Source organism: Shewanella sp. 10N.286.51.B2 (assembly GCF_041469265.1).
Classification (GTDB): domain Bacteria; phylum Pseudomonadota; class Gammaproteobacteria; order Enterobacterales; family Shewanellaceae; genus Shewanella.
Map to the genome: position 1 here is coordinate 1 of NZ_JBFRKH010000067.1, position 23117 is coordinate 23117.

23 protein-coding genes are annotated in these 23117 nt (G+C 43.4%); 13 read left to right on the top strand and 10 right to left on the bottom strand.

Going from position 1 to position 23117, the window contains the following annotated elements:
• Positions 1 to 461: Arm DNA-binding domain-containing protein (locus AB4140_RS17000; RefSeq protein ID WP_372001880.1), on the bottom strand; the 461-nt coding region annotated here is incomplete at its 3' end.
• 167 nt (positions 462 to 628) lie between these two features.
• Positions 629 to 1492 carry a YicC/YloC family endoribonuclease gene (locus tag AB4140_RS17005; RefSeq protein ID WP_372001881.1) on the bottom strand — a complete coding sequence of 288 codons (864 nt, stop codon included), beginning with the start codon at positions 1490 to 1492 and terminating at the stop codon, positions 629 to 631.
• Between the two features lie 303 nt (positions 1493 to 1795).
• Here AB4140_RS17005 and lgt point away from each other — a divergent pair, with 303 nt between their 5' ends.
• Positions 1796 to 2578, top strand: coding sequence for a prolipoprotein diacylglyceryl transferase (lgt, locus tag AB4140_RS17010; RefSeq protein WP_372001883.1), 783 nt, complete (start codon positions 1796 to 1798; stop codon positions 2576 to 2578).
• 165 nt (positions 2579 to 2743) lie between these two features.
• Here lgt and AB4140_RS17015 read toward each other — a convergent pair whose 3' ends face one another.
• Positions 2744 to 3808, bottom strand: a complete 1065-nt coding sequence (locus tag AB4140_RS17015) for a 2-dehydropantoate 2-reductase (protein WP_372001885.1) — start codon at positions 3806 to 3808, stop codon at positions 2744 to 2746.
• A gap of 156 nt (positions 3809 to 3964) precedes the next feature.
• Between AB4140_RS17015 and rph the strand changes: the two genes are divergently transcribed.
• Positions 3965 to 4678 carry a ribonuclease PH gene (rph, locus tag AB4140_RS17020; protein ID WP_102440192.1) on the top strand — a complete coding sequence of 238 codons (714 nt, stop codon included), beginning with the start codon at positions 3965 to 3967 and terminating at the stop codon, positions 4676 to 4678.
• 83 nt (positions 4679 to 4761) lie between these two features.
• Complete coding sequence (gene pyrE, locus AB4140_RS17025; protein ID WP_372001887.1) at positions 4762 to 5403, top strand: orotate phosphoribosyltransferase; 642 nt, start codon at positions 4762 to 4764, stop codon at positions 5401 to 5403.
• A gap of 94 nt (positions 5404 to 5497) precedes the next feature.
• On the opposite strand, the gene folE is transcribed toward pyrE, so the two are convergent.
• The 5 genes from folE to coaBC form a co-directional block, all read right to left on the bottom strand.
• Complete coding sequence (folE, locus tag AB4140_RS17030; RefSeq protein WP_372001889.1) at positions 5498 to 6151, bottom strand: GTP cyclohydrolase I FolE; 654 nt, start codon at positions 6149 to 6151, stop codon at positions 5498 to 5500.
• Positions 6152 to 6340: 189 nt separating this feature from the next.
• Positions 6341 to 8305, bottom strand: a complete 1965-nt coding sequence (locus tag AB4140_RS17035) for an alpha/beta hydrolase family protein (protein WP_372001891.1) — start codon at positions 8303 to 8305, stop codon at positions 6341 to 6343.
• Between the two features lie 191 nt (positions 8306 to 8496).
• Positions 8497 to 9090, bottom strand: a complete 594-nt coding sequence (slmA, locus tag AB4140_RS17040) for a nucleoid occlusion factor SlmA (protein ID WP_076538032.1) — start codon at positions 9088 to 9090, stop codon at positions 8497 to 8499.
• A gap of 34 nt (positions 9091 to 9124) precedes the next feature.
• Positions 9125 to 9583 (bottom strand): dUTP diphosphatase, encoded by a 459-nt coding sequence (gene dut, locus AB4140_RS17045; RefSeq protein WP_076538029.1) that lies wholly within the window; start codon positions 9581 to 9583, stop codon positions 9125 to 9127.
• Positions 9580 to 10779 (bottom strand): bifunctional phosphopantothenoylcysteine decarboxylase/phosphopantothenate--cysteine ligase CoaBC, encoded by a 1200-nt coding sequence (gene coaBC / locus AB4140_RS17050; RefSeq protein WP_372001893.1) that lies wholly within the window; start codon positions 10777 to 10779, stop codon positions 9580 to 9582. The genes dut and coaBC overlap by 4 nt, the downstream gene beginning before the upstream one ends.
• A 226-nt stretch (positions 10780 to 11005) precedes the next feature.
• On the opposite strand from coaBC, the gene radC reads away from it, so the two are divergent.
• From radC to AB4140_RS17080, 6 genes are all read left to right on the top strand, one after another.
• Complete coding sequence (gene radC / locus AB4140_RS17055) at positions 11006 to 11683, top strand: DNA repair protein RadC (RefSeq protein WP_102440196.1); 678 nt, start codon at positions 11006 to 11008, stop codon at positions 11681 to 11683.
• Positions 11684 to 11805: 122 nt separating this feature from the next.
• On the top strand, positions 11806 to 12042 hold the full coding sequence (gene rpmB, locus AB4140_RS17060; protein WP_055025225.1) for a 50S ribosomal protein L28: 237 nt from the start codon (positions 11806 to 11808) through the stop codon (positions 12040 to 12042).
• 6 nt (positions 12043 to 12048) lie between these two features.
• On the top strand, positions 12049 to 12222 hold the full coding sequence (gene rpmG / locus AB4140_RS17065) for a 50S ribosomal protein L33 (protein ID WP_011494790.1): 174 nt from the start codon (positions 12049 to 12051) through the stop codon (positions 12220 to 12222).
• A gap of 395 nt (positions 12223 to 12617) precedes the next feature.
• A complete protein-coding gene (argA, locus tag AB4140_RS17070; RefSeq protein ID WP_102440197.1) occupies positions 12618 to 13943 on the top strand; it encodes an amino-acid N-acetyltransferase in 1326 nt (441 codons plus the stop codon).
• Positions 13944 to 14161: 218 nt separating this feature from the next.
• On the top strand, positions 14162 to 14344 hold the full coding sequence (locus AB4140_RS17075; RefSeq protein WP_372001895.1) for a hypothetical protein: 183 nt from the start codon (positions 14162 to 14164) through the stop codon (positions 14342 to 14344).
• Between the two features lie 114 nt (positions 14345 to 14458).
• Positions 14459 to 14686: a PH domain-containing protein gene (locus tag AB4140_RS17080; protein WP_372001897.1), complete on the top strand. Its 228-nt coding sequence runs from the start codon at positions 14459 to 14461 to the stop codon at positions 14684 to 14686.
• Between the two features lie 14 nt (positions 14687 to 14700).
• Here AB4140_RS17080 and rarD read toward each other — a convergent pair whose 3' ends face one another.
• A complete protein-coding gene (gene rarD, locus AB4140_RS17085) occupies positions 14701 to 15597 on the bottom strand; it encodes an EamA family transporter RarD (RefSeq protein ID WP_102476562.1) in 897 nt (298 codons plus the stop codon).
• Positions 15598 to 15792: 195 nt separating this feature from the next.
• Positions 15793 to 16257 (bottom strand): thioesterase family protein, encoded by a 465-nt coding sequence (locus AB4140_RS17090; RefSeq protein ID WP_102476561.1) that lies wholly within the window; start codon positions 16255 to 16257, stop codon positions 15793 to 15795.
• Between the two features lie 156 nt (positions 16258 to 16413).
• On the opposite strand from AB4140_RS17090, the gene recQ reads away from it, so the two are divergent.
• The 4 genes from recQ (at position 16414) to leuC (ending at position 23111) form a co-directional block, all read left to right on the top strand.
• The gene (gene recQ / locus AB4140_RS17095; protein WP_372001899.1) at positions 16414 to 18285 is read left to right on the top strand and encodes a DNA helicase RecQ; all 1872 of its coding nucleotides are present in this window, start codon (positions 16414 to 16416) and stop codon (positions 18283 to 18285) included.
• 763 nt (positions 18286 to 19048) lie between these two features.
• Positions 19049 to 20617: a 2-isopropylmalate synthase gene (gene leuA / locus AB4140_RS17100; protein ID WP_102440202.1), complete on the top strand. Its 1569-nt coding sequence runs from the start codon at positions 19049 to 19051 to the stop codon at positions 20615 to 20617.
• Positions 20614 to 21708, top strand: coding sequence for a 3-isopropylmalate dehydrogenase (leuB, locus tag AB4140_RS17105; protein WP_372001901.1), 1095 nt, complete (start codon positions 20614 to 20616; stop codon positions 21706 to 21708). Before leuA ends, leuB begins: the two co-directional genes overlap by 4 nt.
• Positions 21708 to 23111 (top strand): 3-isopropylmalate dehydratase large subunit, encoded by a 1404-nt coding sequence (leuC, locus tag AB4140_RS17110; RefSeq protein ID WP_102476554.1) that lies wholly within the window; start codon positions 21708 to 21710, stop codon positions 23109 to 23111. The genes leuB and leuC overlap by 1 nt, the downstream gene beginning before the upstream one ends.
• Positions 23112 to 23117 lie beyond the last annotated feature (6 nt).

Consider the following 23117-nt stretch of genomic DNA (forward strand, 5'->3'; position numbering starts at 1 on the left):
ACAAAATTAGTTACAGCCTCGATGATAGATCTGATATCACGAGCATTCACTTGTTCAATTTTCATATCACCAATTGATGGCTTTATGTCTTTTACATAAACACGCATAGGGATGCGTGGGTGCTTTAATCGCTTACCAATATCGTTGTCATACCAATCCTGAAAAAGGTCATCGACTAAACGAATAGATTGTTCTTTGATGCGCCTTCTTGCAATAAGTGGGTCGGCTCCAGTCTTTACTTCACGTTTTTGAATTGCTGCATCGGCTTTGGCATCTGCTAGCGAAAGATCTGGATACTGACCAATTGTCATTTCTTTACGCTTGCCGTTCGATGTGTAGCGTAGCATCCAGTATGGAGTAGCATTATTTCTAACGACTAGATAAAGCCCGCCTCCAATAGGGTGGCGCTTGGGTTCACCTTTAACGAATGATTGAATTTGCTTTGCCGTGATAGTTGCCATACAGTCCTCTTGCCCACCATTGGTATTTTTTGTGATGTAAATGCCCACCACATTGCCCACCACAAACTATACAACTAACGGAAACGGATGGAAATGGATAGAAACAAAAAAGCCCCAATAATCGGGGCTTTATGATTTTAGATGTAGCGAGGAAAAGCTTGGAAATATTATTCTACGTTCTGAATTTGTTCTCTCATTTGCTCAATCAAGACTTTAAGTTCTACCGCTGCGGCGGTGACTTCTGCACTGATTGATTTAGACGCTAGGGTGTTAGATTCGCGGTTAAACTCTTGCATCATGAAATCTAAGCGGCGGCCTTGTGCGCCACCTTTTTTGAGGATTAAGCGCGTTTCTGCAACGTGTGCATCAAGGCGATCCATTTCTTCTGCGACATCCATCTTTTGTGCAAGTAGCACCATTTCTTGCTCCATACGAGCAGGATCAAGTTCGCCGGTGATTTCTGCTAAACGGTTGGTTAGCTTGTCACGTTGCCATTGCATCACGGCTGGCATGTGCTCGCGCACGATGGCCACTTGTTCAACAATTTGGTCTAGGCGGGTTTGCAACATAGTATTGATTGCTTCACCTTCACGGCCGCGAGCTTCGATAAATTGCGCTACAGCGCCATCAAAAGCCACCAGTAAGTCTTTATTGATGTCGCCCATGTCTTGCTCGGCACCTGCCATTACACCAGGCCAGCGTAGAATGTCGGCTAAGTTAAGCTCGCCATGGCTAGATTCTTTCTTTAACCAATCTGCTGCGTTAAGTAGTTGCTTGGCTAAGTCTTGGTTTAGGCGCATTTCACTGCTGCCAGACTCAGAAAGTTCATAACGTAAGTTGACCTCAACCTTGCCGCGGTTTAATCGCTTACGAAGGCGATCACGCAATACTGGCTCAAGGCTTCGCATTTGTTCTGGTAACCGTAAGTAGGTTTCCAAGTAACGTTGATTGACTGAGCGAAGTTCCCACGAGGCAGTGCCCCAATCGGCTTTGTGCTCGATACGAGCGTAGGCGGTCATACTTTGGATCATTGTGAACCCTGATTAATTAGCAACGTAATAGTGTGTCGATTATAGTCTGCTGATTGTGAAGGTCAAAGCTTAGCAAGTTTTATCAACTGGCTTTTGGGCTATTTATACAAGTTAGTGTGCAACTTAAGCGGCTTTTATCAGTCACAGCATTGCGATTAAGGCACGAGTGTCGTCTACCTATCATGGAAATAGTCTGCTGTGGTGACCATAGTCATCGAATTAAGCGGATGAATTGTTTATAGTAGCGGCAATTATTTGCTCACGCCTGCTGCGTGAGTTGTTGTTAATGTTTGGAGTAGTCAATTGGACCATTTTGTGTGGAATCTCGACCCAGTATTAATTTCATTTATGGGTTTACAAGTACATTGGTATGGAGCTTTGTTTGCGTTAGCCATTGCCAGTGGTTTTCAAGTCATGAAGCACATGTACAAAAAAGAAGGTTTGGATGTCGCATCGTTAGATAATCTACTGACTTATAGTGTGGTTGGGATTATTGTTGGCGCCCGTTTAGCCCACTGTTTCTTTTACGATCCAAGTTACTATTTTGCCAATCCAATGAAGATTTTGGCCATTTGGGAAGGCGGCTTAGCCAGCCATGGCGGCGGTTTAGGTGCCATTTTAGCGCTTTACTATTACAAGCGTAAAACCGATATGCCGTTTTTGTTTTTACTTGACCGCTTAGCCATTGCCACTGCGATATTTGGCTTTTTTGTACGGATGGCGAACTTTGCGAACTCAGAGATTTTAGGGCTGCCGACCACCAAACCGTGGGGCATTATTTTCGAACGTATTGATATGCTGCCGCGCCATCCGGCGCAGTTATATGAGGCCATTAGCTATTTAGTTATCTTTATTGCTTTGTTTGCTGTGTATAAATTTACCAACTTAAAACAAAAGCACGGGGTTATTTTTGGACTGTTCTTGTGTAGCGTATTCAGCGCACGTTGGGCCATCGAAATGGTCAAGGTTAAGCAAGCCGCTTATGCCACAGATTGGACCATGAGTGCAGGGCAGTTATTGAGTATTCCATTTTTAGTGGTAGGTGTGGCGCTGTTGGTGCTGCCTATGATTAAAAAGACTAAGTAGATTTAGCGAGACTATTTACGACTATTAATTGTTTTAAGGCGTTAAAAAGCCGAGTTGGTTGCTGCATGCAGTGATGAGTTCGGCTTTTTTGTATCTAGCTGAAAGCAATGCTAGCGGTATATCAGGGCTAACTTTCTGTAAGTGCTGGCGCTATATAGGTGCGAGTTAAGCTCGGATCATGCGGTAAATCTCATCGATACTGATTGTCTTGCCTTGCTCTAATTTTTTAATTCCTGCGACTATGGCGCTGTTTACTGGGGTTGCCACTTGGTGGTTGAGCCCAAGCTTTACGACTGCGCCATTTAGGTAATCAATTTCTGTGGGGCGCTGTGCGTGTATATCTTGCCACATCGATGAACGTGCGTGAGGGTCGATTGCCAACATGGGTTTTGCTATCACGCTAAATAAGCTATCAGGTAGCGATAAAATCAGCGGTAGCAAGCAGGGTTTAACTTTGGCGAATTGGGCCAGTGGTAAGTGTGCTTGTTTGCAGACCTTAAGCCACTCTTGCATTGACATGGCCAGCAGTTTTCGAGTTTTACGCTGGGTTAATTGCTGCTTTATCGGTACATCACATATGGCGTTTAAGGCGTTATTGAGGTTGAGCAGTAATTTACCATTAATAATGGCCGTCATATCGGTTGCTAATGTGCAGCTGATATTTGCCTGTGCATTGTTCATCGCGGTTTCAATGGCGTGAGTTTGCGGGCATGTTTCGAAGGTAAATACGCCTTCAGTGCCTTTATGAAAGCTGGCGTTATCTTGCTGCAATACATTAAACGGGGTGATGCCCTGAAAGATTTGCCTTACTTGATTGCGGTCTTTAAAAGCTTGCTGAAGAATTTCAAGGCTACCTAGGCCATTTTGCATTAATACGATGGCGCTTTGCTGGGTTGATATTGCTAATAAGTCATCGATGATACTGGCGAGCTGATGGCATTTTAGGGTGACAAAGATGACATCGAATTTAGCGGTTTGCTCATTATCGCCGCTCTTATTAGCACTTTTATTACGGCTCTTATTAACAGACGGGTTGATATCGGTCATCAGTGCATCTGGCATGACGCGTTGATCTAAGCCTTGATAGTCGGTAAGCCGAATACCGTTATTTTCAATAATGCTGTGTTTAATCCGTGGCCGGCAAATAACACTGACATCAAGCAGAGCGAGTTTGAGTTCACCTGCTAAATAACAGCCTGTTGAGCCGGCACCAAAGATGGCAATTTTCATGTGTCTCACATCATTTAAACAATATTTAATCCCTCAGTGTGCCGTTTTGTTAATAAAAATCCAATAAGGGTTTTGTTAAGCGTGGCATCCACTGAAACAAGTCACTATAATATGCTGCGAAATTAAGTCATCAATTCCACACTATAGGAAATGCATATGCGTCCAAGCGACAGAACACCTGCACAATCTCGTCCAGTTACGATTACTCGTCAATTTACAGCTCACGCTGAAGGTTCGGTGTTGGTTGAATTTGGTGACACAAAAGTTTTATGTACTGCCAGTTTTGAAGAAGGCGTACCACGTTTTCTTAAAGGCCAAGGCCAAGGCTGGGTAACTGCTGAATACGGTATGCTACCGCGTTCGACTCATAGCCGTATGCAACGTGAAGCTGCTCGTGGCAAGCAATCTGGTCGTACTCAAGAAATCCAACGCTTAATCGGCCGTTCATTACGTGCAGCTGTTGATATGAAAGCATTGGGTGAAAACACTATCGTTATCGATTGTGACGTGATTCAAGCTGACGGCGGTACACGTACTGCTGCTATTACTGGTGCTTGTGTTGCATTAGTTGACGCGCTGAACTGGGCTCGTGGTAAAGGTATTTTAAAAACTAACCCGCTTAAGTTCCTTATTGCTGCTGTTAGTGTTGGTATTTATAAAGGTGAGCCAATCTGCGATTTAGAATATATCGAAGATAGTGCTGCTGAAACTGACATGAACGTAGTTATGACAGAAACCGGTAAGATGATTGAGATCCAAGGTACTGCTGAAGGCGAGCCATTCAGTCATGAAGAGCTATTAAGCTTACTTGAGTTAGCCAAGCACGGCATCCGCGAAATCGTGGACATTCAGAAAGCGGCATTAAGCTAAAAATTGATTTGAATTAAGGGCCCATTAGGGCCCTTTTTTAAAATGTATTCTACAAAAAATGATAACAGTATAAAGGAGATAATGTGAAAGCATATCAACGTGAGTTTATTGAATTTGCGCTTGAGCGTCAGGTATTACGCTTTGGTGACTTTACCCTGAAATCAGGCCGTACTAGCCCATACTTTTTTAATGCGGGTTTATTCAATACGGGTCGTGATTTAGCACGTCTTGGTCGCTTTTATGCTGCTGCATTAGTTGATTCTGGTATCGATTACGATTTAGTGTTTGGTCCAGCTTATAAAGGCATTCCAATAGCAACGACCACAGTGGTTGCCTTGTGCGATCATCACGATAAAGATGTGCCATATTGCTTTAACCGTAAAGAAAAGAAAGAGCACGGCGAAGGCGGTTCATTAGTTGGTAGCGAGCTGACGGGCAAAGTGATGTTAGTGGATGATGTGATCACCGCTGGCACCGCAATTCGTGAATCAATGGAAATCATTGCTGCACATGATGCAAGCCTTGCAGGCGTATTGATTGCCCTAGACAGACAAGAAAAAGGCAAAGGCGAGTTATCAGCGATCCAAGAAGTTGAGCGTGACTTTGGCTGCGCCATTGTATCAATCATCAAACTGGGTGATTTGATTAACTACCTTTCTGAGAAGTCAGGAATGGAAGCAGAACTTGCTTCAGTTAGCGCTTATCGTGAGCAATACGGTATTTAATCTGTTTTGTATTAATAGCTAAAAAGCAAAAGCCAGACATCATGTCTGGCTTTTTTGTGTTTCTCTTGCAGTGAGCAGAGTTAATGATTGCTTACTAACACTTTGACTGATGTAAAAACTCTGCGCGGGTAGCAGGATTTGATTTGAACACCCCACCTAACGCTGTGGTGGTGGTTGAACTGGTTGAGTCCATTACGCCACGGGATTTAACGCAGTAATGCACAGCATCCATTTTTACCGCCACATCTTTGGTTTCAAGCAAGGTTTGTAATGCCACTAACACTTGCTGGGTCAGCCTTTCTTGCACTTGAGGGCGCTGGGCAAAAAAGCGCACAATGCGGTTGATTTTCGATAAACCAATAATCTTAGTGTGCGGTAAATACGCCACGGTGGCATAGCCATCAATGGTCACTAGGTGGTGCTCACAGGTACTGGTGAGGCTGATATCTTGTACTCGCACCATTTCATCAACGCCCATCTTATTATCGATGACAGTGATTTTAGGGAAGTTCTGATAATCAAGCCCTGAGAAAATCTCATCAACATACATTTTGGCAATGCGGCGTGGTGTGTCCATCAAGCTATCATCAGAGAGATCCAATGACATTAATGTCAGGATTTCTTTCATGTGATGCTCAATTTTCTGTTTACGCTCTTCTGGTGTGCGAGTTTGAGGCAACATGGGGGTTTCAAGCCCTTGCTCAGTAAGTGCTGCTTGAACTTTTAACGCGGCTTCACTTAGTGCCATCTTATCCTCCAACCACAGGGGTAATACTTAATGAGTGTATGCTAAAAATGACGTTAACGCTTTATGGGCAAGCGCTGAGTCAAAGATCAGGGACAGGATAATAACGTGATTTAGATCAAATTAATATTATAGAAATGAAAAAAGCCGACCTTTTTAGTCAAGTATCGGCTTTGCTAGGGGCGATTAAAATTACAACTTGAGATTATCTTTCAAAAAACTCATCATCTTATTGTAATACTTGGCTCTATGTTCATCGTTATAAAAACCATGTCCTTCATCATCCATCACCAGTTTTTCATAGGGATAATTGTGTTGCTTCAAGCCTTTTTCTAATGATTCTAACTGCTCAATGGGTGCTCTCTCATCATTGCCGCCATGAACGAGTAATAAGCTGGCTTTAAGCTTATCGGTATTAAAGGCGGGTGACATGGCTTTAAGTTGTTGAGGGTTTTCCCCAAGCACATCTTTTAAATAGCTAGTGCCACTTCGAGATTCTTGTACATCACCTTCTTCAAACATCATTTCTAAATCGTAAACACCGGCAAAGCCAATGGCGCACTTAAATAAATCAGGCTCAATAATGGCACTTTGTAGGGCGCTGTAGCCGCCAAAACTGCCGCCCACAATACAAATGCGATCTTTATCTGCAAAACCTTGGTCAACTACATATTTGGTGCCATCAATGATGTCGTATTGAATCTCAGAGCCCCACTTTTGATAACCGTCTTGTTGAAATTGTCCACCAAAACCACCTGAACCTCGAAAGTTAACCTGTAATACCGCCATGCCTTGATTCGCCAGTAACTGATTTTGTGGGTCAAAGCCCCAATTGTCGCGGATATAATGTGGGCCGCCATGGGGGTTAACAATCAGAGGCAAATTTTTAGCTTCTTTGCCTGCGGGTAAGGTGAGGTAACCAGAAATCGTTTTGCCATCACGACTGGTGAAGCTGATAGGTTTCACTTCAGCCATGGCATCAGGATTTAGCCAGCTTTTCTCAGACAAAAGATATTCAAGTTTGGTTTTTTCGGTATCAAATAAGTAGTAATCACCAGGGTTGCGGTCATTAAAGGCTTTAACTATCGAGAGTTTAGCATCGTTAGTTTCACTGACTATTTGGATTTGATGTCCAGGTAGTGATGCCAGCAATTGTTTAACTAGTTTGGAGTGGGGATCTTGTTTATCTACAAAGGCATAAGTTGGATATCCGCTATCGAATTCGACGGCATAAAGCTGTTTGGTTTTTTTATTAATCCAATAGTTGCTTGGGTCAACATCTTCATCTTGAACAACCAGTTGCTTTTCGCCGCTAGTTAAATCAATTTTATACACCCCCAAGGTGTGATTGTCTTCTCTGCCTGCGGCAAAAATGGTGTCAGGGTTATTGGCGAATGAAATGGGATAAAAATCAGTCAAACCAAGATTAAGCTTGCTACTGTTCAGCCAATCGCCTTCATGGCGATAAAATATTTGGGTTTTATTTTGACTATCGATACCTGCTACAAATTTTACTTCGCCTGTATGATTGGTTAAAAAGCTAGCTTTACCTATGGGAGAGGTAACGATTTTGCGTCTTTTACCAGTATAGAGATCGACACGATATACATCTTGAAGGCTATCATAACCTCTCGAAAGCGCACTGCTCCATGGTATCGCATTGACCAGCATGTGTTTATTGTTTTCTGGCATTGGATCAAGTATGAATGCAGTGGCATTAATAGCGGTGTTTTTCTTTATATGGGAACCGGTTTGTTGCTCGCCACTGTTATAGCCAAATAAGTATTTTTTGCGTGAGCCATCAGCGTTAATAGCAAATAATTCGCCATAATATTGTGGGATGTCGGACCAACCTTTTAAATAGACTTTTTGTAGCACAATACGTTCATGGTTTGCCCATACATAATTGCCGACTTCGGCATTACCTGGAAAGTTGAGCGCATTGAGCAGTTTTTTGGTTTTTGTTTCTAAAATAACTAAGGTTTTTTTGCCATTGTGGCTAGTTAATGCACTGAGGTAATCACCTTCTGGAGAAATTTTGACATCGCTAAACTCTGCCCCTTTACTGAAAAGGCTCGCATCAGATAATGATGCCGCATGAGATATTGAGGGAATAAAGGCCAGCAGACAGGCTGCAATAACAGCAGTGTGTTTCATAAACATCCTTGTTAATTTTTGTAGTGGTAATATTTATCGATAGCTATCGATAAACTAAACCTAAAGTACGACATTTAATTAACAAATACAATTTATTGGCAATAAAAAACGCACCGAAGTGCGTTTTAGATATGTTGTTGTTTTGTGTTAATTCAACGACCATAATAAGCGATATTAGCAATGCTAATAGGTTAGCTTCTCAACAGTTGCTGCTGAATAAACTGCCACTGTTCATCGAAGTGCTTAGTGGGCTTTTGTTTGAACTCACTACGCACAAACTGAGCGATTCTTCCTTCTGCTACTGCAAGCAGTAGGTTGGCAAGTATGGCTTCGTCGATATTAAAACCTTTGCCTTCACGTAAGGTTTTTTCACGCAGTATTTGTTTGATTTGGGTTTCAATTTTGGCAAACAGTGCGCTAATGCGGCTGCGTAAACGTTCATTTTCACCTAAAAGTGCATCACCATTGAGGACTCGTGAAATCCCCGGATTACGCTCTGAAAACACCAGTAATAGTTGCAGTACTAGCTCACAGCGTTTCATGGTGTCTTTTTCTTCATCCATGATGATATTCAAGCGCGATAAAATCGCATCTTCAATAAACTCGATCAAGCCTTCAAACATTCTCGCTTTACTTGGGAAGTGGCGATATAACGCCGCTTCTGAAACACCAACTTCAGCTGCCAACTTAGCAGTGGTAATACGTTGACCAGGGCTGGTTTCCAGCATATGCGCAAGGCACTGTAAAATGTGCTCACGACGATTTATTTTTGGGCTAGCCGCCATTATTTATTCCTAGGATTGTGACTACTTGTAAAGGTTATTTGGTGCCAGAATGACCAAATCCACCTTCACCACGTTCTGAGGTGTCAAACTCATCGACTAAGGTAAACTGCGCCTGTACTACAGGCACAAAAACTAACTGCGCTAAACGATCGCCTATTTCGATGCTGTAGGCTTTATCGCTGCGGTTCCAGCAAGACACCATTAAGGGGCCTTGGTAGTCTGAATCAATTAAGCCGACTAAATTGCCTAATACGATGCCATGTTTATGACCTAAGCCTGAGCGCGGCAAGATCACGGCAGCTAAGCTTGGATCGGCAACATGTACAGCTATGCCAGTTGGGATTAATACGGTTTCACCTGGCTCGATAACCATAGTGGTATCAATCATGGCACGTAAGTCCATACCTGCACTGCCTGGGGTGGCATAAGCAGGTAAAGGAAACTCGCTGCCAATACGCGAGTCGAGAAGTTTAAGTTCTACAGGTGTTTTCATGATGTTTTAATCTTTGCTGCTATCAAAGTAAGTAATTGCGTTGCCAGTGTCAGTTTGTCTGTTGCGGGTAGTTTTTCACTACCGTCTTTCCAGAACACCTGCAGCGCATTGTTATCGGCGTTAAACCCTAGACCTGCAATTGATACGTCATTGGCAGCAATAAGATCTAATTTTTTGCGTTCAAGCTTGCCACGGGCATATTCTTCTACGTTATCGGTCTCTGCAGCAAAACCTACAGTGAAAGGTCGATTTTTTAGCGCTGAAACGCTGGCTAAGATATCAGGATTGCGAACGAGCGCAAGTTGCATATGCTCAGCCGACTTTTTGATTTTAGATTCAGCGACGGTGGCGATGCGGTAATCGGCCACTGCAGCGCAGCCGATAAAAATTGCTTGGTCTTCAATGTTTTCCATGACGGCATCTAACATCTGTTGTGCTGATTCGACATTGATGCGCTTAACGCCTGAAGGTGTGGCCAGATTAACAGGGCCGCTAATGAGGGTGACTTCAGCACCCATTTGGGTTGCGGCTGCGGCTAATGAAAAGCCCATTTTACCTGAGCTATGGTTAGAGATGTATCGAACCGGATCGATTGCTTCACGGGTTGGGCCCGCAGTCAGGATCAATTTGTAACCGTTTAATGGTTTTTCAGCTGGGGCGAAATACTGCACCAGTTGCTCAGCAATGGCCAAGGGCTCTTGCATTCGACCTGGGCCGACTTCGCCACAAGCTTGATCGCCACTGGCAGGCCCCCAAACGGTGATGCCTTTACGTTTAATGTTGGCAAGGTTCTCTTGGGTTGCAAGGTTGCGATACATTTGCTGGTTCATGGCTGGGCAAACGATAATTGGCGATTCAGTAGCAAGGCAGGTGGTGGTTAACAGTTCATCTGCCATACCTGCATTAATACGCGCAATGAGGTTAGCGGTCGCTGGTGCGACGATAACCACATCAGCCCATCTGGCGAGCTCAATATGTCCCATTGCGGCTTCAGCTGCTGGATCGAGTAAATCTGAGGCCACAGGATGACCTGATAGCGCTTGAATTGTCAGTGGGGTAATAAACTCCATGGCGCTTTGGCTCATGACCACACGAACATCAGCACCGCGCTCTTTAAGGCGGCGTATTAAGTCGGCACTTTTATAGGCAGCAATACCACCACCTATGCCTAGAAGGACTTTTTTATTTGTCAGCATGTTTTGCTCAATCCTGCTCATCGCGATATTGCGGCTAAGATATCACAATCTAAATAAGGATGATGATCCGAAATTAAAAATATAGACCATAATGATGTGCTAAGGGTCACAACAACTAAGGGTCACAACTCGCTATTTACAAAAAGTTATTGCTACCCACTATCTATAACTTACTCATACAAGTATGAGTGCCCCCACCACGGATGACATTAAACAAGGAGTGTTTATGGCGATTAAAGACTGGCCTGAAGGAGAAGGGCCAAGAGACAAATTATTACATTTAGGTGCAGGGCATTTATCGGATGCCGAGTTACTGGCGGTTTTACTGCGAAATGGCATAGCAGGTCAAAATGCGGTCGATCTTGCCCGAGATATGATTGGTCAGTTTGGCGGATTAAGGGCTTTATTTTGTGCACCGCGTAGTCAAGTTTGCCAATTGTCGGGTGTTGGGCCGGTAAAATATGCCCAATTACAGGCGGCATCGGAGATTTCTAAGCGAATTTCGCAAGAAAATCTGCGTAGAGGGCAAATTTTGGTAAATCCTGATTTAACTCGGGACTATTTAATGAGACAATTAGCAGACCGATCCTATGAAGTGTTTGCATTACTATTGTTGGATAGCCAACATAGAGTGATTCAATTTGTAGAATTATTCCGCGGAACGATTAATTCTGCATCAGTCTACCCACGTGAAGTGGTGAGCTTGGTGTTGGAAAAAAAAGCTGCGGCAGTCATAGTGTGTCATAATCACCCGTCTGGCATTGCAGAGCCAAGTCAGGCAGATCGGCAAATTACTGACAGATTAAAAAAAGCCTTATCTACTATCGATGTTTCTCTTTTAGATCATATGGTTGTAGGCGATCAGGAGATAGTTTCTTTTGCTGAACGCGGGTGGATAAATTAAACAACGCTTGACCTTATTTTTGTTATCGTGTATAAAATGCGCCCTCTTTGTGCCTCGGGCGACGGCCACACGAGGCACATAAATGCTCGAGCGTTTTAAAATTGTTTTTGGAGAAGATTGACATGTCAAGAGTATGCCAAGTTACTGGCAAGAAGCCTATGGTTGGTAACAACCGTTCGCACGCTAAAAATTCGACTCGTCGTCGTTTTTTACCTAACCTACAAAACCACCGTTTTTGGTTAGAAGAAGAAAAACGCTTCGTGCAACTACGTGTATCTACCAAAGGTATCCGTATCATCGACAAAAAAGGTATTGAAGTTGTTGTTAAAGAACTTCGTGCCCGCGGCGAGAAGGTATAATAGAAAATGGCTAAATCTAAAGGTAATCGTGAGAAGATCAAATTAGTATCTAGTGCTAAAACTGGTCACTTCTACACTACTGAAAAAAATAAACGTAACATGCCTGAAAAAATGGAAATCAAGAAATTTGATCCAGTTATTCGCCAGCACGTTATGTACAAAGAAGCTAAAATCAAGTAATTGATTTTGTTCTTTTAAAAAAGTCCCTTTATGGGGCTTTTTTTTTGCCTGTCAAAAATGTAATCCAGATCTCCGCGTTATCAATTTCAATCAGTTATGCTTTTCTCTTGCTTTATAAACAACGCCTTACAGTGATAGAGGTCGTTACGCTTATTTTGTCTTCATTATTCACTTATTGACGCTATATTGCCGCCTTATGCATAAACGCCATTTGAACTATTTGGCGGTTATGTGAGCTTATTTACTGCTTTATAGGCACTATTTATGGTCTAAAACTATTACTAATGCGATAAAATGCTTTTAAAGTGAATTTAAATGCAATATTATTGCGTAATTATATTTGTTGGTGGTTTTATCACTGACTGTTCTGATTGATTATTTGTTTAGGGGTTAATGTGCCTTTAAGAACCACAGAGCTGGTTGATGGTTTCCGCCATTCAGCGCCATACGTTAATGTTCATCGCGGAAAAACCTTTGTTGTCATGCTTGGCGGCGAAGCCCTGCTGCATAATCAATTTAGAGGCATCTTAAACGATGTCGCCTTGTTGCACTCCTTAGGGATTAAAGTGGTGTTGGTCTACGGCGCAAGGCCGCAAATTGATAGCGCCATGCACAGTGCGGGTATTGAACCGAGTTATCACAACGGCGTGCGCATTACTGATGAAGACTCATTAAAAGTGATTAAACAAGTTGCAGGCTCAGTGCAATTTGATATTACAGCAAGGCTGTCAATGAGCCTTGGCAACACCCCAATGCAAAATGCACAAATCAACCTTGTCAGTGGCAACTTTGTTATTGCTCAGCCTTTGGGAGTCGATGACGGGGTGGATTTTTGCCTAACGGGCAAAGTGCGTCGTATTGATACTCAAGGTATTGAACGCCAGCTGGAAAAAAATTGTATTGTATTGATGGGGCCTATTGCGGTTTCTGTCACTGGCGAATGTTTTAACTTAACCGCCGAAGAAGTGGCCACCAAAGTGGCTATAAAGCTTAAAGCCGACAAAATTATTGGTTTTAGTAATACCCACGGCATTTTGGGCAAAGACGGCGAGGTGATTGCTGAGCTGATGCCAAATGGCGCGCAGTCCATCTTGGATGAAATGCAAACGGCGGGTAAATCCTGTGTGGGCACCATGGCATTTTTAAAGGCCAGTATTGATGCTTGTCGTAATGGCATTCCACGTTGTCACTTGGTGAGCTACCTTGAAGATGGCACTTTGCTACAAGAGTTGTTCTCCCGTGAAGGTATTGGTACCCAAATTGTTACTGAAAGCGCTGAGCGCTTAAGACGCGCCACCATTGGCGATATCGGTGGAGTATTAGACCTTATTCGCCCATTAGAGGAGCAAGGGGTGCTAGTGCGCCGCTCCCGTGAGCAGCTGGAAATGGAAATTGAGCAGTTTATGTTGATTGAGCGCGATAGCTTAGTCATTGGCTGCGCGGCGTTATATCCCTTTGAAGAAGACAATGCCGGTGAGTTTGCCTGTTTAGTGGTGCATCAAGACTATCGTGATGCTGACAGAGGCAGTGTGTTGCTGAACAATATTATTGGCCAAGCACGGGTTCGAGGTTATTCGAAACTGTTTGCCTTAACCACCCGCAGTATTCATTGGTTCTTGGAGTTCGGCTTTAATATTGTTGATGTTGAACAGCTGCCTAACGCAAAAAAGAAGCTGTATAACTTCCAACGCAATTCAAAAGTTCTGGCGTTGGACTTGTAAGCTGTATTGCGATTGTGCCGTTATAGCAATGCCACCGTGGAGGTTACTTTACGGTGGCATTTTTGTGTATTTCAGATGTTAACTCATCATGGTTACTGATTTTTAGGCAAGATTTGGGGTGATAAAACTATGCCGGTCAGCATGTTATGAAGATTATGATAATATTGAAAAATGAATAAAGATGTATCCTTATAAAAACACATCACTAAGTAGGAAAAATGACTGAAATAGCATTAGCAGGATTAAGCAGTCACGGCATGTTCAATTTTGTCGGGGTGCTGGTTGGGTTAGTAGGGCTAACGGCGCTGATTTGGGTAAAGAAATTACCGAGCACTGCGTTGTATGTTAGCTACGGGATTATTTTATTCCTGTTTATGCTGTTCTCATGGACCCTGTATTAAACCAATAGTAGCCAGTTGACGCTAAAGCCTGACAATAAGCCTTTGACGTTATCGATCCCCCTTTACAGTCAGGATTTCAACACGGATGAATTACTTTGGCAGCAAGTGAGAGTAGTGGACTTAACAACTGAATTAGAATTAACGCCACAGTGGCGTACAAACGGCATAGGCATTGCCGGATACTCACTAGGATGGTTTACCCTTAAAAACGGCGATAAGGCGCTGGTGTCACTCACAAGGGACGATGCCTTGCTACTGCCAACCACTAGAGGCTATGTAATGCTAGTAACCCTAGAGGATAACGAGGCCGCAATGAAAGCCATTGCGGCAATGAAGCATTGAAAAGGCGATAGCTATTAGCTTTGCTTTAAGCGGCGACGGCGCTGCAGCGCCATATCAGCGGTAAACAACACTAATGCACTCCAAATAAAGCCAAATGTGACCCCTTTTTCAATATCAAAAGGCTCTTTGAATAAAAATATTGCCAACATGAACATGATACTTGGGCCAATATACTGGAAAAAACCCAGCATGGATAATGGGATACGAATGGCTGCCCCTGCAAAGCACAATAGTGGAATGGTGGTAACAATACCTGCGGCCACTAAGGTTAAGTTCATTCCAATATCGTTAGTGAGCATATTTGCCGATGCGGTATCAAGCGTTAGGGCTAAATAAGCTAATGCCACAGGCAGTAAAATAGCGGTTTCAACCAATAAACCCGCTTTAGCATCAATGTTGACTTTTTTACGTAATAAACCATAAAAACCAAATGATGCTGCCAGCGCTAAAGACACCAATGGGATAGAGCCAAAGGAGATGAGCTGGATGAGCACCCCGATACAGGCAAGCGCCACCGCAAACCACTGTAATTTTCGTAACCGCTCAGATAAAAATACCATTCCAAGCAATACGTTAAATAGTGGATTAATGAAATAACCTAAACTGGCATCGAGCATGTGGCCGTTGTTGATCGCCCAAATGAAAATCAGCCAATTAAGTGCAATCAGTACCGAGGTCAGCGCCAACACCAGTAATTGTTTTGGCTTTTTCAATAACAGTGTTAGGCGTGAAAATCCGCCAATAAACTGCATTAAAATGATGATAAAGATAAAGGACCACACCACGCGGTGAGCCAAGATTTCGAAGGCTGACACATCAGCCAGTAATTTAAAATACAGTGGTGCTATGCCCCATAAGCAATAAGCACAAATGGCGAGGATAATGCCTTTACGTGTTTCAATATCTTGCATGAATTTCCACAAACAACTGACAAAGAGAGGGCGATTGTAGGTTGCCTTTGCCGATCTCTCAAGCTAATAGCTGGATCATTTTTCAATAAGATCCACTAATTAGCCTCAGCATTATCGCAGTTGGTATAAATCGGCAAGCTAAGATGTTTTAAGTTTATGTTTATGTTCGTTTTTTATGGATTTAGTCCTAATGAGTTAACCCACCATATAGGTCCCAGTACCGAAGGCGATATGGGTACCTTGTTCGTTATGTAATTCCATGCGACAGACTGACACCCGATTGCCTGAACGAATGACGCAACCAGTGCCAGTAAATATTTCTCCACGTCCAGGGCGCAAAAAATCAACCCGCATATCAATAGTGCCTAAGGTGGTTAGACGTTGTTGTAATTGCTCCAAGGTCCAGTCGTCTCTGCTTGATACTAAGCCGGCAAAACAGGTCAGCCCGCCAACTACATCGAGCAAGGTTGCCGTCACTCCGCCGTGTAAAATATTTTGATGAATATTACCAATAAGCTCAGGCTTCATTTTAATCATCACTTCAACACCACTCTCATCATAGCGCTTAATCTCTAAGCCTAATAAATTATGAAATGGCACATGTTGGTCAAATATTTCAGCAACTTGCTTCAATGCTTGCAGTTGGACGTCAGTGGTCATATGCGGTCTATTCTCTATTGTTATTATTGTAGAGTATTTAATCTAGCCTAATAGCCTTGCTAAAATCAATGCTGCATATTTGAGCAGTTGTTGTTTGTGTGCAGACATAAGCGGCTCAGTGCTTTAAAATGCTGCATCAGATCTCAAGCCTTATTGATGGATAATCTTATTTCTAGCCCAGTCGAGTCTCAAGTTCCAGCGCAAGCTATTGTTTCTGCAACTCCTGTTGTTGAGGATGTGCTTGGACAGCAATTACAGCAAATTTTTGGTTATCGTGACTTTCGTGAAGGTCAGCGTGAGATCATTGAGCAGACCTTAAGTGGCCAAGATACCCTAGTGATTATGCCTACGGGTGGTGGTAAGAGCATGTGTTATCAATTACCGGCTTTGGTGCTTCCAGGATTAACCATTGTGGTATCGCCGCTGATTTCATTAATGAAAGATCAGGTTGATAGCTTGACTCAGTCAGGCGTTGCCGCCGCTTATTTGAATTCTTCTTTGCCTCGCGATGAAACCGTTGAGATTCTAAAACGTTTACACAAAGGTGAAATTAAACTGCTTTATGTATCACCAGAGCGTTTGCTACGGCCTGATTTTATTGAGCGAATGGAAGAATTGCAGATATCATTATTTGCCATTGATGAGGCTCACTGTATTAGTCAGTGGGGTCATGACTTTAGACCTGAATATGCCGCTCTTGGTCAACTAAAGCAGTTATTCCCCTATGTACCACTGATGGCATTAACGGCAACGGCCGATCAGGCCACCCGTGAAAGTATTTGTCAGCGCCTACAAATCAGTCCTTTTTGTTTATTATCCAGTTTTGATCGCCCCAATATTCGCTATACCGTAGTTGAAAAGCTTAATGCGGCTAATCAGCTTAAGCAGTTTTTACAGTTACAAAAAGGCAGTAATGGCATCATTTATTGCAGTAGCCGTAGACGAGTCGATGAAGTTGCCGATCGTTTGAAACTGCAAGGTTTCAGCGCCGCTGCTTATCATGCGGGGATGACCCAACAAGAGCGCGGCACGATTCAAGATAAGTTTTTAAAAGACAAAATCGATATTGTGGTCGCCACTGTGGCATTTGGTATGGGGATTAACAAATCCAACGTCCGCTTTGTGGTGCATTACGATATCCCCAAAAGTGTAGAGTCTTATTATCAAGAAACAGGCCGCGCCGGCCGTGATGGTTTAGATGCCGAAGCTTATATGTTGTTTGATCCTGCCGATATAGGCCGCGTTAAGCACTTGATTGAGCAATCAGAACCTGGCCCACAGCAAGACGTTGAATTACATAAAATGAATACCATGGCAGCCTTTGCTGAAGCGCAAACCTGCCGTCGACAAGTATTACTGCATTACTTTGATGAAAGTGGCTCAAAACCTTGTGGTAACTGTGATATTTGTCTCGACCCTCCTAAGCGTTATGATGGCAGCGAAGATGCCAAAAAAGTGCTGTCGTGCATTTTTAGACTCAATCAATATTTCGGTGTTAACCAAGTCATTGATGTATTGCGGGGCTCAAAAGCTGCCAACGTGATGGATCGCGGCCATAACAAGCTGTCCACTTGGGGCATTGGTAAAGATCACAGTCATGAATATTGGCTCAGTGTGATTAGGCAACTTATTCATTTAGGTTTAGCTAGCCAAGATATTACTCGCGGCTCTTCAGTAAAGCTAAATGAATCAGCACGACCAATATTACGCGGGGAAGCCAGCTTACAGCTAGCTGAACCTCGCATTCAATTAGTGACTACTAAGCGCCGCACCAGTTCATCACGTGCACCGCAGCAATATGATCGTAAATTGTTTGCCAGGCTCAAGCTACTGCGTCGTGAACTGGCTGAAAAACATGATGTGCCACCATACTTGGTGTTCAATGATGCCACCTTAGCGGAAATGGCGGCGATGGTGCCCACCAGTGCCGGTGAAATGCTGGCAGTAAATGGTGTCGGTGAGCGAAAGCTAAGTCGCTTCGGCGGTGATTTTCTTGATGAAATTAGTCAGTATTTGATTGAGAATTAACTCACTCGCCTTCAAGGCTATGTTAATTGCTTTAGCTTAACCTGCTTATCTGCAGCATTGGCGGTGACTACTTAGCCGCTAATGCTGGTTCTAGTTCCTTATAAACACTCCTACCTAATCATTTGATGGCTTTGATTGCCCTAGTCTGTTTGCATTTTAAAACAAGCATGTCATGGTTTATCTTCCTCGCTTAGCCTCGTAAAGAGCTAAGCTTCTTTGTGCTTAGATATAACTAAAGCCTTCCTTTAAACAGATTAATATTAGAAATTTCAAATCCATTTTTTTGCATATTAATAAAGTCAAAAATAAACGATAAATTACGTGTAAACAGCAGTGTACGGGCATGTGGGGATTTATTTGTGCTTAAAAGCGATGAGTAAATCAGGCTTTTAAGCTGCAGTGTTGCACAAAAGATGAATAAATTGGGGTTGACACAGCCAGCTGGTCAGGATAAAAAGTGGGTATAGATAAATTAATCGCAGAATAATTAGTTAAATAAAATGAATATTTATAGTGGTAACATTTTACTGGGTCTCCTTCTTCTCTTACGCAATATTTGCGCGGAGTCCTTTGTGTTACAAGCTAAATAAGTTTACTAGTATTCACAAACCCCGCGCTAATAGCCGCGGGGTTTTTTGTTTCTGCCTCTGATTGATTTATATAACAAACAAAAAGTCTAATGAACTAAATGAGCAAAGCACTCAAATCCATTAGCAAAGCGAACAAACTTTAACGTGAATAACCAGGTTCGATGGAGAAAAAGATGTCCGATAGAGTCATAATATTTGATACCACATTAAGAGACGGCGAGCAGGCGTTAGCAGCCAGTTTAACGGTTAAAGAAAAGCTGCAAATTGCATTGGCTCTTGAGCGTTTAGGTGTTGATGTTATGGAAGTGGGCTTTCCTGTGTCATCGCCTGGTGATTTTCAGTCAGTGCAAACCATTGCAAAAACCATTAAAAATAGCCGAGTGTGTGCCTTATCTCGTGCATTAGAAAAAGATATCGATGCCGCAGCGCAAGCATTATCTGTTGCTGATCAGTTTCGAATTCATACCTTTATTTCAACCTCAACCATTCACGTTGAAAGCAAATTAAAGCGTTCATTTGATGACGTATTAGAAATGGCAGTGAGTGCGGTTAAATATGCCCGCCGCTTTACTGACGATGTTGAGTTCTCTTGTGAAGATGCTGGGCGTACCCCCATTGATAACCTTTGCCGTATGGTAGAAGAAGCTATTAAAGCGGGTGCTAGAACCATTAATATCCCAGATACCGTGGGTTACACCGTCCCAAGTGAGTTTGGCGGCATTATTCAAACCTTATTTAACCGAGTGCCGAATATCGATCAAGCGGTGATTTCGGTGCATTGTCATGATGATTTAGGTTTATCGGTAGCGAACTCAATTACTGCTGTTGAGCATGGTGCTCGCCAGATTGAATGTACGGTTAATGGTATTGGTGAGCGCGCTGGTAATTGTTCATTAGAAGAAATAGCGATGATTTTGGCAACCCGCAAGAATTTACTCGGGCTTGAAAACAACATTAATGCCAAAGAAATTCACCGCACTTCATCCCTTGTAAGCCAGCTATGTAATATGCCGATTCAGGCTAATAAAGCGGTAGTGGGGACTAATGCATTTTCGCATTCATCGGGTATTCACCAAGATGGCATGCTAAAAGCTAAAAATACCTATGAGATCATGACGCCTGAAAGCATTGGCCTTAATCGTAATAACTTGAATATGACTTCGCGCTCAGGTCGCCACGTGATTAAGCACCGCATGGAAGAAATGGGCTATAAAGAAACCGATTATGATATGGACAGTCTTTACGATCAGTTTTTGAAATTGGCAGATAAAAAAGGCCAGGTATTTGATTATGATCTTGAAGCCTTAGTGTTTATCGAAGCGCAATCTCAAGATGATGATAAGTACTCACTGCAACATTTAATGGTGCACTCAGATTCAACTGAAGGTGTAGCCACTGCCACGGTGCGTATAGTGGTTGATGACAAAGAAATAACCGAAGCGGCAACCGGTAATGGCCCAGTCGATGCAGCATACAATGCTATTGCCCGTGCAACTGGTCGCAGCATCAATATTACTAATTACAAATTAAGCGCTAAAGGCGAAGGGCAAAACGCCTTAGGCCAAGTGGATATTACAGCTGAATACAATCAGCAAACATTCCATGGTGTCGGCTTGGCAACAGATGTTGTCGAGTCATCGGCTCAAGCGTTAGTTCATGTCATGAACTTAACCTATCGCGCCGATAAAGTGGCTGATTTTAAACAACAGATTCATAAAGAAAGGGAGTTAGGTGGAGTATGAGTTATCAAATAGCTGTATTGGCCGGAGATGGTATTGGGCCAGAAGTCATGGCTGAGGCACGTAAAGTGCTTAATGAAGTTGAAGCCCGATTTGCGCTGGACATTGAATATGCTGAGTACGATGTGGGTGGTATTGCCATTGATAACCATGGTTGCCCGCTGCCTGATGCAACCTTAAAAGGCTGTGAAGCCTCAGATGCCATTTTATTCGGCAGTGTTGGCGGGCCTAAGTGGGAAAACTTAGCCCCCAATGATCAGCCAGAGCGTGGCGCATTATTACCGCTACGTGGTCACTTTGAACTGTTTTGTAATTTACGTCCGGCAAAATTACACGCAGGGCTTGAACATATGTCACCATTGCGAAGTGATATATCTTCACGTGGCTTTGATGTGTTATGTGTGCGTGAATTAACGGGTGGCATTTACTTTGGTAAGCCAAAAGGTCGTCAAGGCGAAGGCCTGGATGAAGAAGCCTTCGATACCATGCGCTATAGCCGTCGTGAAATAGAGCGTATTGCCCGAATTGCGTTTCAGTCTGCTCAAGGTCGCCGCAAAAAAGTCACCTCAGTAGATAAAGCTAACGTATTAGCCTGTTCAGTGTTATGGCGTGAAGTGGTTGAAGAAGTGGCTAAAGACTACCCTGATGTGGAGCTTGAACATATCTACATCGACAATGCCACCATGCAATTATTACGTCGCCCAAATGAATTTGATGTGATGCTGTGTTCGAACCTATTTGGTGACATAGTGTCAGACGAAATTGCCATGTTAACCGGCTCAATGGGGCTATTATCTTCAGCAAGCCTTAACAGCAGTGGTTTTGGTATGTATGAACCTGCTGGTGGCAGTGCACCTGATATCGCAGGCCAAGGCATTGCTAACCCTGTGGCGCAAATTCTATCTGCAGCCTTATTACTACGTCATAGCTTAAAACTTGAAGATGCCGCGAGTACGATAGAACGCGCAGTAGGTAAAGCCTTATCAGCTGGCTATTTAACTGGTGAGCTATTAAGTAGCGATGAGCGTCATAATGCAAAATCAACCAGTGAAATGGGTGACTATATCGCTAATGCTATTAAGGAAGGTGTCTAATGGCAGCAAAAACCTTATATGAGAAAGTATGGGATGCCCATATTGTCGCATCACCTGACTCAGAAGCGCCGATTGTTTATGTTGACCGTCACTTGGTTCATGAAGTGACATCACCACAGGCTTTTAGTGGTTTAAAAACAGCGGGTCGTAAATTACGCGCCCCTGAAAAAACCTTTGCCACTATGGATCATAATATTTCGACCTTAAGTGCTAGCCTTGATGCCATGAGCCCAATGGCGCGTATTCAGGTGGAAACCCTAGCGCAAAATTGTAAAGAATTTGGCGTGAAGCTATATGACATCCATCATCCAAATCAAGGCATAGTCCATGTCATGGGGCCAGAGCTTGGTATTACCTTGCCCGGTACTGTGATTGTTTGTGGTGATTCACATACAGCAACCCACGGCGCTTTTGGCGCATTAGCATTTGGTATTGGCACCTCTGAAGTTGAGCATGTGTTAGCCACCCAGACGTTACGTCAGTTAAAAGCTAAAACCATGAAAATTGAAGTCCGTGGTCATGTGGCTGAGGGCATTACGGCTAAAGATATTGTATTGGCTATCATTGGCCGTTTGGGTATGGATGGCGGTACCGGTTACGTGGTTGAGTTTTGCGGCGAAGCCATTGAAGCTTTATCAATGGAAGGGCGCATGACCTTATGTAATATGGCCATTGAAATGGGCGCCAAAGCTGGCATGGTCGCACCTGATCAAACTACTTTTGATTATCTTGAAGGTCGTGAATTTGCCCCTAAAGCTGATGCTTGGACGCAAGCAGTTGCAGATTGGACCGCACTTAAAACGGATGCTGATGCAGTATTTGATGCCGAAGTGGTACTTGAAGCTGCAGAAATCGCGCCGCAGTTAACTTGGGGCACTAATCCAGGCCAAGTGGTATCTATTGATGCACAAGTGCCTAACCCTGAGTCTGAGCCCAATGCAACTGTGCGTGACAGCATGGAAAAAGCGCTTGAGTATATCGGCCTGACTTCTGGCACCAATATGGTGGATATTGCGGTTAATAAAGTCTTTATTGGCTCATGTACTAACTCCCGTATTGAGGATTTACGTGCCGCAGCCCATCATGCTAAAAACCGTAAAGTGGCCGAAGGCGTCACCGCTATTGTGGTACCGGGTTCTGGACAGGTGAAACTGCAAGCAGAAGCGGAAGGTTTAGATAAAATATTCCTAGAGGCAGGGTTTGAATGGCGCTTGCCTGGTTGCTCAATGTGCCTGGCAATGAACGATGACCGTTTAGAGGCTGGCGATCGCTGTGCATCTACTAGTAATCGTAACTTTGAAGGTCGCCAAGGGCGTGGCAGTCGAACTCACTTAGTGAGCCCTGCTATGGCTGCAGCTGCAGCGATTGCCGGTCACTTTGTTGATATTCGTAAGCCTTATTAATTGCCA

What these genes read in the sequence shown, in the direction of transcription:
- coaBC (WP_372001893.1), bottom strand. Translation starts at nt 10,779, where the DNA reads ATGCTGACAAATAAAAAAGTCCTTCTAGGCATAGGTGGTGGTATTGCT.
- leuC (WP_102476554.1), top strand. Translation starts at nt 21,708, where the DNA reads ATGGCAGCAAAAACCTTATATGAGAAAGTATGGGATGCCCATATTGTC.
- AB4140_RS17015 (WP_372001885.1), bottom strand. Translation starts at nt 3,808, where the DNA reads ATGAAAATTGCCATCTTTGGTGCCGGCTCAACAGGCTGTTATTTAGCA.
- leuA (WP_102440202.1), top strand. Translation starts at nt 19,049, where the DNA reads ATGTCCGATAGAGTCATAATATTTGATACCACATTAAGAGACGGCGAG.
- AB4140_RS17075 (WP_372001895.1), top strand. Translation starts at nt 14,162, where the DNA reads ATGACTGAAATAGCATTAGCAGGATTAAGCAGTCACGGCATGTTCAAT.
- AB4140_RS17090 (WP_102476561.1), bottom strand. Translation starts at nt 16,257, where the DNA reads ATGACCACTGACGTCCAACTGCAAGCATTGAAGCAAGTTGCTGAAATA.
- AB4140_RS17005 (WP_372001881.1), bottom strand. Translation starts at nt 1,492, where the DNA reads ATGATCCAAAGTATGACCGCCTACGCTCGTATCGAGCACAAAGCCGAT.
- radC (WP_102440196.1), top strand. Translation starts at nt 11,006, where the DNA reads ATGGCGATTAAAGACTGGCCTGAAGGAGAAGGGCCAAGAGACAAATTA.
- dut (WP_076538029.1), bottom strand. Translation starts at nt 9,583, where the DNA reads ATGAAAACACCTGTAGAACTTAAACTTCTCGACTCGCGTATTGGCAGC.
- folE (WP_372001889.1), bottom strand. Translation starts at nt 6,151, where the DNA reads ATGGCACTAAGTGAAGCCGCGTTAAAAGTTCAAGCAGCACTTACTGAG.
- leuB (WP_372001901.1), top strand. Translation starts at nt 20,614, where the DNA reads ATGAGTTATCAAATAGCTGTATTGGCCGGAGATGGTATTGGGCCAGAA.
- rpmB (WP_055025225.1), top strand. Translation starts at nt 11,806, where the DNA reads ATGTCAAGAGTATGCCAAGTTACTGGCAAGAAGCCTATGGTTGGTAAC.
- slmA (WP_076538032.1), bottom strand. Translation starts at nt 9,090, where the DNA reads ATGGCGGCTAGCCCAAAAATAAATCGTCGTGAGCACATTTTACAGTGC.
- rarD (WP_102476562.1), bottom strand. Translation starts at nt 15,597, where the DNA reads ATGCAAGATATTGAAACACGTAAAGGCATTATCCTCGCCATTTGTGCT.
- AB4140_RS17035 (WP_372001891.1), bottom strand. Translation starts at nt 8,305, where the DNA reads ATGAAACACACTGCTGTTATTGCAGCCTGTCTGCTGGCCTTTATTCCC.
- recQ (WP_372001899.1), top strand. Translation starts at nt 16,414, where the DNA reads ATGGATAATCTTATTTCTAGCCCAGTCGAGTCTCAAGTTCCAGCGCAA.
- rph (WP_102440192.1), top strand. Translation starts at nt 3,965, where the DNA reads ATGCGTCCAAGCGACAGAACACCTGCACAATCTCGTCCAGTTACGATT.
- rpmG (WP_011494790.1), top strand. Translation starts at nt 12,049, where the DNA reads ATGGCTAAATCTAAAGGTAATCGTGAGAAGATCAAATTAGTATCTAGT.